We start from the raw sequence: 11,313 nt of genomic DNA on the forward strand, positions 1-11,313 counted from the left end.
TCGTTCGAGACTCGATGTCGTCACGTCTACTTTGTCCACGGAAAAAGGAATCACTCATGAACCTGAATCTGACAGGCAAACTCGCACTGGTGAGCGGCAGCACAGCCGGCATTGGCCTCGCTATCGCCAGCACGCTGGCCCAGGAAGGCGCTCGTGTGATCGTGAACGGACGCTCCCGGTCATCTGTCGATGACGTAGTCGCGCAACTGAAAGCGGATACCGGCGGCGATGTGGCTGGATTTGCGGGCGACCTGAGTACGGCCGAAGCGGCCGACGAACTGGCGCAACGCTATCCGGGTGTGGAAATCCTGATCAATAACCTCGGCATCTTCGAGCCCAAGCCATTCGAAGAGATTCCTGACGCGGACTGGAAGCGTTTCTTCGAGGTCAACGTCCTGAGTGGCGTACGCCTCGCCCGGCTGTTTCTGCCGGCAATGAAGCAGGCCGACTGGGGGCGCATCATTTTCATTTCGAGCGAAAGCGGGGTGCAGATTCCGGCCGAAATGATCCACTACGGGGTGACGAAGACCGCGCAGATCGCGGTTGCGCGCGGGCTGGCCGAAGCCGTTGCCGGCACGGGTATCACGGTCAACAGCATCCTGCCGGGGCCGACGAAATCGCGCGGCGTGGGCGAATTCGTCGAGACGCTCGCGAAGGCCGACGGCAAATCGTTTGAAGCGTTCGAAAAGGAATTCTTCGAGAAGGTCCGTCCCACATCGCTCATCAAGCGATTCGGTTCGCCGCAGGAAGTGGCGTCCCTCGTGGCGTATATCGCCAGCCCGCTTTCGTCGGCGACGACCGGCGCTGCGTTGCGAGCCGACGGGGGCGTGATAAAGAGCGCCTTCTAGCTGCGTGGCCGGATTTGCGCCGGCCTATCCGAATCTTGCTCGCTCAATGTTCCGATGCGATCGGTTGTCGCGCTCGATTCATGACGGGTGCGATGTCCGGTTTCGGGCGTTGCGAGCGTGTCCTCCGGGTCGATTGCTGCCCGAGAACGAATTCCCGATTCAACGTGCCGGTGTGTGCCGAATCGATCGTCACATTGCGAAGAATGCGTTGCGCGTGAATTCTGTGCGTCAAAAAATCGACCTTTCCGTATAAGTCGTCAACCACTCCAGCGCCAACGTCCCCGCCAGCGAGTTCCCGTTCGCATCGAGCCCCGGCGCCCACACGCACACGGCCATCTCCCCCGGCAGCACCGCGACGATCCCGCCGCCGACACCGCTCTTGGCAGGCAAGCCGACGCGATATACGAAGTCGCCCGCCGCGTCATAGGTGCCGCAGGTCAGCATCAGCGCCGACAGCCGCTTCGCCGAACTCGCGTCGACGACCCGCTCGCCGGTAACGGGCGCGACGCCCCCGTTCGCAAGAAACAGCGCGGCCTGCGCCAGCTCGACGCAGTTCATCGTGATCGCGCACTGGCGACAATACGCGTCGACCACCGTATCGGGCGGCATCTGCATGTTGCCGAAGCTCGCCATGAAATGCGCCATCGCGCGGTTGCGTTCCGCGTGCTGCAGTTCCGACAGCGCGACGCGCGAATCGTAGTCGAGGTCGGTCGCGCCGATCAGCCGCCGCACGAACTCGACGAGCGCCGTCTCGGCCCTGACGAAGCGGCGGCACAGCACGTCGGTGACGACCAGCGCGCCGGCGTTGATGAACGGGTTGCGCGGCTTGCCGCGCTCGCTTTCGAGCTGAACGAGCGAATTGAACGCGGTGCCCGACGGCTCGCGGCCGACCCGTTCCCACAGCGCGTCGCCCAGCAACTGGAACGCGAGCGTGCACGCGAACAGCTTCGAGATGCTCTGGATCGAGAAGCGCTCCCGCGCGTCGCCGACCGTGTAAACGTTTCCGTCCAGCGTCACGACGGCCATCCCGAACTTGTCGGCGGGCACCTTCGCGAGCTCGGGAATGTAGTCGGCGACGCGTCCCTGGCCGATCCAGGGGGCGAGTTCGGTATGGATGCGTTCGAGGATCGGCTGATAGTTCATCGCGTGCGAGGCAGGGCGGGCGGCCCGGTTTCCAAAGAGCCCGTATGGAACCGTTTCGGCGCCGGTTCGTCAAGCGCGGCAGCAATCGCGCCCTTATTTATCGGTCGGGCAAACAGGCGAGCGGTGGGCGCAGTATCATGCGGTACGTTTCGACCGATGGCCGGCAGCCGGCGCAAGCCTGCCGCCGCCGCGGTCTCCCCGTACGATCCGACCGTTGCCCATGCCCTTTCGCATCCTGCTCGTCGAAGACGACACCCGCCTGTCCACGCTGATCGCCGGCTACCTGCGCAAGAACGACTATGAAGTCGACACTGTGCTGCATGGTGACGCCGCCGTGCCGGCGATCCTGTCCACGCGCCCGGATCTCGTCATTCTCGACGTGAACCTGCCGGGCAAGGACGGGTTCGAGATCTGCCGCGAGGCACGCAAGCAATACGACGGCGTGATCATCATGGTGACGGCGCGCGACGAGCCGTTCGACGAACTGCTCGGCCTCGAATTCGGCGCCGACGACTACGTGCACAAGCCGGTCGAGCCGCGCATCCTGCTCGCGCGGATCAAGGCGCAGCTGCGCCGCGTGCCCGCGCGCGCGGCCGAGGGCGCCGCGTCGCAGCCGGAGCGCTACACATTCGGCCAGTTCTCGATCGACCGCACCGACCGCTCGGTCGTGCTGCCCGGCGGCGGCTCGCCCGACCTCACGTCGGCCGAGTTCGACCTGCTGTGGGTGCTGGTGTGCCGTGCGGGGGAGGTCGTCAGCCGCGACGACCTGATGCTGCAGCTGCGCGGGGTCGAATTCGACGGCCTCGACCGCACGATCGACGGGCGCATCTCGAAGCTGCGCCGCAAGCTGCACGACGATGCAGGCAACCCGCAGCGGATCAAGACGATCCGCAGCAAGGGTTACCAGTTCAGCAAGCATGCGTGGGAATGACGCCACCCTGGCGCGACGCCGTCGGCCGCCGCGTCCCCGCATCGCACGATAGCCGGAAGCCGCGATGATCCGACGCACCCGTTCGCACCCCGACGCAGCGCCGCTTTCCGCGCTGCGCTATGTCAAATGGCGCTGGCTGCATTTCCGCCGCGCGTGGACCGACACGCGCGCCGACCGCATTCCGAGCTGGTCGCGCCTGTACGTGCGCACCTACCTGCACCTGCTCGGCCTCGTGCTGCTGACCGCGCTGGTGCCGGCGCTCGCGCTGTGCGTGGTGTTGTCGCCGGAAGTCGTGTGGCATGCGTTCGACGCGCTGCCGGGCGATATCTGGATCGTGCTCGCGTTCGTGTTCACCGCGCCCGCACTCGCCGCGTATCGGTGGATGCGGCCGGTCTGGTCGGATCTCGTGATGGTGCGCGAGCGCGCGATCGATTTCACCGGCGGGCGCTTCAACACGCGCGCACGCGAGTCGCACAGCGTGATCATCGGCCCGCTCGCGCGCACGCTGAATGCGCTCGCGATGCGCATGGAGCGGCTGATCGCCGCGCAGCGCGACCTGACGAACGGGATCTCGCACGAGCTGCGCACGCCGCTCGCGCGCGTGCGCTTCGCGCTCGAGATGCTGCGCGAGCCGGGCTCGGCCGCCGAATACCACGGTGCGCTGGAGAGCATCGCGCAGGACGTGACGGAACTCGAGGAACTGATCGACATGAGCCTCACGTACGCGCGGCTCGAATACAGCTCGCTGCAGTCGAACCTCGAGCTGACCGCGCCGGTCGCGTGGTTCGAGCACCAGGTCAGCGACGCGCAGCTGCTGTATCCGGAGCGCGCGATCGAGTCGCGCATCGCGATCGCGTCGGACCTGCGCGTGAAGATGGACCGGCGGCTGATGTCGTACGCGATGCGCAACCTGCTGCGCAATGCGAGCAAATATGCGGCGTCGCGGATCGTCGTCGGGATCGCGATCGAACACGGCAACATCGCGATCTATGTCGAGGACGACGGGCCGGGCGTGCCGGAGAGCGAACGCGAGCGGATCTTCGACGCGTTCGTGCGGCTCGACCGCCGCACCGGCGGCTACGGGCTCGGCCTCGCGATCACGCGGCAGGTGCTCCACGCGCACAACGGCCGGATCGCGGTCGTCGATCCGGCCGAACTCGGCGGCGCGCGCTTCGAGATCAGCTGGCCGATCTAGCCGGCGTCCGGCCGCGCAAGGCGCGGGCGCTGACGCGGCGGATGCCCGCCGCCATCCGCACGCGCCGCCATCAGTATGTGCGGCCGAGCTGCAGGTAGATGTTGCGCCGGCCGCCCGGCGCGAGCGCGATACCCATGTACAGCGGACCGAATGAGGTCGACAGGCTCGTGAAGAACGTATAGCTCTGCTTGAGCGTGCCGCCGCCGACCTTCACGCCGCTCGACCACACGTTGCCGAGTTCCGCGCTGGCGCCGACCGACAGCGCCTTGATCGGGGACGCGTTGAACGTCATCAGCTGGTTCATGTAGGTCACGTTGCCGTACGCGAGTTCGTTGCCCGTCAGCTGGTCGGCCGCATACGCGGCCAGATGCTGGAACCCGCCGAGCGTGAAGTTGAACGCGTTGATCAGGTTGGTGCCGCCGATGCTCTTGCCGCCCTCGATCGTTGCACTGACGCTGTGCCGGCCGAACTGCTGCGCGATCATCGCCTTGGCGTAGAGCTCGGTGTAAGGCGTGTTGGATGTATCGGCGAGGTCCTCCGCGGACTGGCTGTTGTGCGACCACAGCGACCGTTCGACACGGAATTCGCCGTAGTAGCCGCGGCGCGGGAACATCGGATCGTCGAGCTGATCGATGACGAGCCGCGCACGCGCGGTCAGCGCCTGCGACGTGAAGCTCGGCCAGATCAGCGTCGAGCTGCCGTCGTCGAACGGGAACGGCAGGTTGTAGTTCGGCGAGCCGTGCCCGGTCGCATAGCCGATACCCATCCGGAAGTCGCCGAGCCGCGCGATCGGCAGGCCGAAGTCGAGCCCGGTGCGCGCCGTCTGCATCAAGTACTGGTTCAGCTTCACCTGGCCGCTGTTGTCGTACAGGTTCACGTAGCGACGCTGGTATTCCGCATAGGGCGAAATGTACAAGCCGTATGCGGCCGGCAACGGCTGGCGCAATTCGACGCGCGCCGACTGCAGGTCGCTGCCGATCGTCGTGTCCGCGCGGAACTCGAGGCCCGATTCGGTGAGCCACGGCCGCCGGTAGCCGACGTGCAGGCGGAAGCCGCCTTCGTCGGTCGAGCTGCTCGACATCCCGACGCCGAACAGCAGGAAATTCGGCCCCCAGTATTTCTCCCGCGCATCGATCTCGAGCACGTTCTCGTCGCCGTGGCTCACGATCTGCTGCGTCACGCTCTCGAAATTGCCGCCGGTCGTCAGTCCGAGCAGGTCCTGGCTGACGGTCGCCGGATCGTAGGTGTCGCCCGGTTTCACGTGCAGCGCGTCGGCGACGACACGCTTGGGCACGCCGCCGGTCGTCTTGATCTCGACCCGCGTGATGCGGATCGGCGGCGGCAGCGGCTGCGCATGCGCGGACCGGTAGGCCGCGTACTGTTCCGGCGTAAGCGCGAGGTGCCTGAGCCGCGGCAGCGCCGCGGTCGCGGCGGCCGCGCCGGCGGCGATCGCCTGCTTCGCGTTCTGGAAATCGGTGAACGCGAGCGCGCCGAGGTCGGGCGTGAGCAGCACGTCCTGCGCGGCGAGCTGCTTGCGCTGCGTCGTCACGTTCTGGCGGATCAGGATGCCGACCATCTGCTGCATCACGTCCGCCGGCGACGCGAGCGCGTCGAGCGGGCGCAGCTGCGAGCCGATGTCGACGGCGATCACGACCTTCGCACCCATCTGCCGCGCGGTGTCGACCGGCAGGTTGCTGACGAGCCCGCCGTCGACGAGCGCGCGGCCGTTGATCTCGGCCGGCGCGAACAGGCCGGGCATCGCCATGCTCGCGCGGATCGCGAGCGGCAGCGAGCCGCGGTCCAGCACGACCATCTGGCCGGTCTGCAGGTCGGTCGCGACCGCGCGATACGGGATCGGCAACTGGTCGAACGGCTGGTTGGTCGGCACGGCGGCGGTCCAGTTCGCGAGCAGCGCCTGCAGCCGGTTGCCCTGCACGAGGCCGACCGGCGCCTTCACGCCTTTCTTGCCGAAGCCCAGCGTCAGGCTGTTGATGTACAGGCGCTCGTCCTCGCGGCTGGTTTGCGGCAGGTCGGCGCGGTCGGTCACGTCGAACGCGATGTCGGCCAGGTTCACCTCCGACAGCTGCTTCTGCATCTCGTCGGCGGCCATCCCGCTCGCATACAGCCCGCCGACCACGGCGCCCATGCTCGTGCCGGCGATGCAGTCGATCGGGATGCGGTTTTCTTCGAGCACCTTCAGCACGCCCAGGTGCGCGTAACCGCGCGCGCCGCCGCCGGACAGCACGAGGCCGACCGGCGGCCGGCCGGCCGGGCCGCCGTCGGCGTTGCAGGTCGATGCGGGCGTGGCGGCGGGGGCGGCCGTCGTGGCAGGGGCGGCCGGTGCGGCGGCAGTGGCCGCCGGCGCGGTGCGCGCGGCGGTGTCGGCGGCCGGCAAGGGCTGCGCGGCAACGGTGCAGCACCACAGCGCAACGAGCGTGGCGCCGAGCCGGCGCACCCCGAGCCAGCGGAGAGAGGCGGTCGCTGTCATGGTGGAATACCTGGCGTGATCGGGCGTCGGGCGCCTGCCGGGAGCAGGCAAGACCGAGAGATTACCGTGTTTTACAAGCGCAGCGCGAGCGGCCGATGCGTAGCCGCAGGCCTGCCGAAACGCGGTTTCGGCAATTTCGTCGCGAAATAATCATTGGAATTGCTTAAAGTATCGGCACGATTTGCCGCTAAGACTTCAATGGGGCGGCGAAGGCGCGCCGCGGGGATGCGGCCTGGCCGCTTCGGCCGTTTGTTCAAGAAAAGGGTAACCATGTCGACACCGCTGTTCGGAAAGTTGTTTGCGCAACCCGTTGCGATCGACCCTGGAACGGCGAGTACGCGGATTTATACGCACGAGCGCGGCGTGGTGCTGGATCAGCCGTCGGTCGTGTGCTTTCGCAAGGGCGGCGCGTCCGATGCGCGACCGACGCTCGAGGCGGTCGGCGAACTCGCGAAGGCGCTGCTCGGCCGCGAGCCGGGGCATCTCGAGGCCGTGCGGCCCATGCGGCACGGCGTGATCGCCGATGCGCACGCCGCCGAGCAGATGTTTCGGCGCTTCATCGACATGTCGCGCACGCGCTCGCGCTTCAGCCGCCGCGTCGAGGTCACGCTGTGCGTGCCGTCGGATGCGACGGCGGTCGAGCGTCGCGCGATGCGCGAGGCGGCGTTCGCGGCCGGTGTATCGGACGTCGAACTGATCGAGGAAGCGCTCGCCGCCGCGCTCGGCGCGGGCCTGCCGGTGACCGAGCCGGTCGGCTCGATGGTCGTCGACATCGGCGCCGGGACGACCGAAGTCGCGGTGATCGCGCTCGGCGGTGTCGTCTATCGCGAGGCGATCCGGGTCGGCGGCAACCAGTTCGACGCGGCGATCGTCAATCACGTGCGCAACCTGTACGGTGTGCTGCTCGGCGAGCAGACCGCCGAGCGCGTGAAGGAGACGATCGGCTCGGCCACCAGCGCCGTGCCGCGCGCGTCGACGCGCGCGATCGGGCGCAGCGTCAAGGACGGCCTGCCGCGTTCGATCGAGCTGTCCAACCACGATGTGGCGGACGCGCTGGCCGCGCCGCTCAAGCAGGTGATCGGCGCGGTGAAGTCGGTGCTGGAAAACGCGCCGGCCGAACTCGTGACCGACATCGCGCATCGCGGCGTGGTGCTGACGGGCGGCGGCGCGCTGCTCGCGGATCTCGAACGCCTGCTGCGCGACGAGACCGGGCTGAGCGCGCGGATCGCCGACGAGCCGGCCACCTGCGCGGTGCGCGGCGCCGGGGAGGCGATGGGGCGGCTCGCGATGTGTCCGGTGGATTGACGCCGGCCGGGCAGGCGCGTCGACCTTCGTTGAACATTCTTCGAACCCCGAAGCTCCGGCATGCCGAACATCGTCCGGCTGCTCCGGACAGGCTCGACACGCCGTGTCGACCGCAGTGCCTGGCCATGCGCGAGCGGGCCGTGGCAGCATGCCGGGCCGCGTGCCGTGCAAGCCGGCGGCACGCTTGTCCTGAAGTCCGACACCTTTGAACCCGCGTTTCAAGCGGGGCCGCGTGGCCGGGGGGCGATTAACCTTCCGGCTTTCATTTTTCATTTCAAGGCGGCGGGATCATGTGCGCCGAATTCGAAGGCACTCTGCAAGTGTGTTGAGAATCCATGCTCTCAATTCTTTAAATAAAATGGGTTCGGATTATTTGCGCCAACTGCCGCCGTCATTATTTAAATTGAGTCGCGAAAAACCGGCCGGCGATTAGTATGAATTATCGGTGTTTTTACTGATCTCGTGGTGCAGGTAACTTTGCCTGGCATGACGGAATGACCGAAAGATCCTTTTAATACAGTCGTTTCACGCAATCGCACGAGTAAAAAATACGTATTCCATCGACCTCGCTCCGATAACCAAACATCGACTGGAAAACCCTGTTTATTTGATATAGCCTTGTCTGACAAAAAGCAGGGCGGTAATCAAATCAACCAGAAAGTCGCTGCATAAGAACAAGGGGCCACGATCATGTCGTCCGGTTGAGTTTGCACTCGCAAACGAGAATCGATTAACCCGCAGTTCATCCACGAATAGACCGACGTCGTTCCGCGACCGCCGGAGGGCACGCTTGCGTCCCGGATTTTCCGCCGCCGCCGGCTCGATTCACCGGCCATGCCGAGCACGAGGGGAAGCATGAACATTGCGCATTCGAAGAAGAGCGGAGAGCCGTTTCCGAAATTCCTGTTGCCGACGGGCGTCTTCCTGGCCTTGTCCGGCGCAGGCATCGTTCCCGCGTACGCGACCTGCAGCACGGCAGGCACCACTGTCACCTGCTCGGGCGTCGCGAATCCGCTGGCGCCGAGCTATGCAAACAGCGCCAACAACCTGAACGTCACCGTCAATCCGGGCGCGAGCGTCGGCGTGCTGCTGGGCGTCGGCGGCACCGCGATGTCGCTGACCGGCAACAACAACACGCTGACCAACAACGGCACGATCGACCCGTCCGCGCTCGGCTCGGGGCTCGGCGTGCTGTCGAGCGGCGCGGTGCTCGGCAATGCGTCGGCGAGCAATACCACCGTCACCAACAACGGCACGATGCTCGGCTCGACCGGGGTCGCGATCAGCGGCGTGACCGGCATGGCACTGTCGGTCCAGAACGGCACCGGCGGCACGTCGACGATCAACAACACCGGCACGATCGGTTCGAACCCGCTGGTCGGCGCGACGCTGTCCGGCGCGGATGCGCCCGTGGTCGCCGCATACGGCGGCGGCACGGTCAACATGACGAACAGCGGCACGATCAACGGCCGCGTGTCGCTCGCCACGAACGGCACGCCCGGGGGCGGCAACACGTTCACCAACTCGGGCACGATCAACGGCAGCGTGTCGATGGGCGCGAACAGCACCAACACGTTCGACGCGGTGACGGGCTCGTCGGTCAACGCGGCGGGCGGCACCGGCGGCGCGTTCAACATCACGGTCGGCCCGAACACGCTCAACGTGGCGGCGACGGGGATCGTCGACGGCGGCGCGGGCGGCAACAACACGCTGAACCTGCAGCAGGGCACCTCCGCGAACGGCACGATCGCGATCAACAACTACGTCAACTTCAATCACCTCGACGTCGCGAGCGGCAACTGGACGATCAACGGCGCGGCGACCGTGCAGGACGCGACGCTGTCGAGCGGCGGCGTCGCGATCATCAACGACAACGCGTCGCTCGGCACCGGCACGATCACGGCCAACGGCGGCGCGCTGCAGGCGGGCACGGCGGGGCTCAACGTGTCGAACAACGTAACGCTCGGCACCGGGCTGACGGTGCAGGGCGCGACCGGGCTCACGCTGTCGGGCACGGTGTCGGGCAGCGGTGCGCTGACGAAGAACGACGGCGGCACGCTGGCGCTGTCGGGTGCCAATACCTATACGGGCGGCACGAACCTGAACGGCGGCAACCTCGTGGTCGGCAACAACGGGGCGCTCGGCACCGGCGCGGTGAACGTCAATGCGTCGGCGTTGCTCGACACGAGCGCGAATGTCACGCTCGACAATGCGATCAATCTCAACAACAGCGCGACGCTGACGCTCGGCGGCAGCAACAGCCTCGGGCTGTCCGGCACGATCAGCGGAAACGGCGGCCTCGTGAAGAACGGCTCCGCGACGGCCACGCTGACGGCCGTGAACACCTACACGGGCGACACGACGATCAACAGCGGCACGCTCGCACTGAGCGGCGCCGGCAGCCTCGCGGCGACCGGCACGGTGAACCTGACCGGCGCGGGCGCGACGTTCGACCTGAGCGGCGCGTCGGGCGCGCAGACGATCGGAGCGCTGGCGGGAGCGGCCGGCACGAACGTGGACCTCGGCGGCAATTCGCTGACGCTCAACGGCACCATCAACGCGACCTACGCGGGCACGATCGGCGGCTCGGGCAGCGTGACGCTGTCCGGCCCCGGGACGCAATCGCTGACCGGCACGAACGTCTACTCCGGCGGCACGAACCTGAACGGCGGCAACCTCGTCGTCGGCAGCAACACGGCGCTGGGCTCCGGCGCGGTGAACGTCAACGGCTCGTCGACGCTCGATGCGACCACCAACGTGTCGCTCGCGAACGGCATCAACGTCGCCACCGGCACGACGCTGACGCTGGGCGGCAGCACCGATCTCGGGCTCGGCGGGACGATCTCCGGCGGCGGCGGGCTCGTGAAGAACGGCGCGGCGGCGCTGACGCTGAGCGGCGCGAACAATTACACGGGCGGCACGACGCTGAACGCCGGCGCCCTCGTGCTCGGCAACGCCGCGGCGCTGGGCGCCGGCACGCTGACCGTCGGCGGTGCGGCGACGCTCGATGCGAATACGAGCCTGTCGGTCGCCAACGCGATCGATCTCGGCACGGCCACGGCACTCACGCTCGGCGGCAGCAATGCGCTCGCGCTGGGCGGCGTGATTTCCGGCGCCGGCGCGCTCGTGAAAAACGGCGCGGCGACGGTGACACTGACGGGCGCGAACACCTACACGGGCGGCACGACGATCAATGCCGGCACGCTGGCGATCGGCGCGGGCGGCAGCCTGTCGGCGACCGGCGCGATGAATCTCGCGAACGCGGGCGCGACGCTCGACCTGAGCAATGCGTCGGGTGCGCAAACGCTCGGCGCGCTGTCGGGCGTGGCCGGCACGAACGTGAATCTCGGCGCGAACGCGCTGACGCTCGGCGGAACCGCGAGCGGCACGTACAGCGGCGCGA

7 protein-coding genes are annotated in these 11,313 nt (G+C 67.3%); 5 read left to right on the plus strand and 2 right to left on the minus strand.

Annotated features, from left to right (window positions below; genetic code table 11):
* Nucleotides 1–56 precede the first annotated feature (56 nt).
* Nucleotides 57–848, plus strand: a complete 792-nt coding sequence (locus DID98_RS29305; protein WP_124485305.1) for an SDR family NAD(P)-dependent oxidoreductase — start codon at nt 57–59, stop codon at nt 846–848.
* 228 nt (nt 849–1,076) lie between these two features.
* On the opposite strand, the gene DID98_RS29310 is transcribed toward DID98_RS29305, so the two are convergent.
* Nucleotides 1,077–1,991, minus strand: coding sequence for a glutaminase (locus DID98_RS29310; protein WP_124523240.1), 915 nt, complete (start codon nt 1,989–1,991; stop codon nt 1,077–1,079).
* 220 nt (nt 1,992–2,211) lie between these two features.
* On the opposite strand from DID98_RS29310, the gene DID98_RS29315 reads away from it, so the two are divergent.
* A complete protein-coding gene (locus DID98_RS29315; RefSeq protein WP_124485306.1) occupies nt 2,212–2,922 on the plus strand; it encodes a response regulator in 711 nt (236 codons plus the stop codon).
* A 64-nt stretch (nt 2,923–2,986) separates the two neighbouring features.
* A complete protein-coding gene (locus DID98_RS29320) occupies nt 2,987–4,117 on the plus strand; it encodes an ATP-binding protein (RefSeq protein WP_044846904.1) in 1,131 nt (376 codons plus the stop codon).
* Between the two features lie 70 nt (nt 4,118–4,187).
* Here DID98_RS29320 and DID98_RS29325 read toward each other — a convergent pair whose 3' ends face one another.
* Nucleotides 4,188–6,605, minus strand: coding sequence for a patatin-like phospholipase family protein (locus DID98_RS29325; protein ID WP_124523239.1), 2,418 nt, complete (start codon nt 6,603–6,605; stop codon nt 4,188–4,190).
* A gap of 270 nt (nt 6,606–6,875) precedes the next feature.
* On the opposite strand from DID98_RS29325, the gene DID98_RS29330 reads away from it, so the two are divergent.
* Together DID98_RS29330 and DID98_RS29335 are read left to right on the plus strand one after the other, a co-directional pair.
* Nucleotides 6,876–7,910, plus strand: a complete 1,035-nt coding sequence (locus DID98_RS29330; RefSeq protein WP_044847899.1) for a rod shape-determining protein — start codon at nt 6,876–6,878, stop codon at nt 7,908–7,910.
* 855 nt (nt 7,911–8,765) lie between these two features.
* On the plus strand, nt 8,766–11,313 hold a 2,548-nt coding region (locus DID98_RS29335; RefSeq protein WP_185500399.1), incomplete at its 3' end, for an autotransporter-associated beta strand repeat-containing protein.

The sequence above is a fragment of the Burkholderia sp. Bp8984 genome, assembly GCF_003853755.1.
GTDB lineage: Bacteria > Pseudomonadota > Gammaproteobacteria > Burkholderiales > Burkholderiaceae > Burkholderia.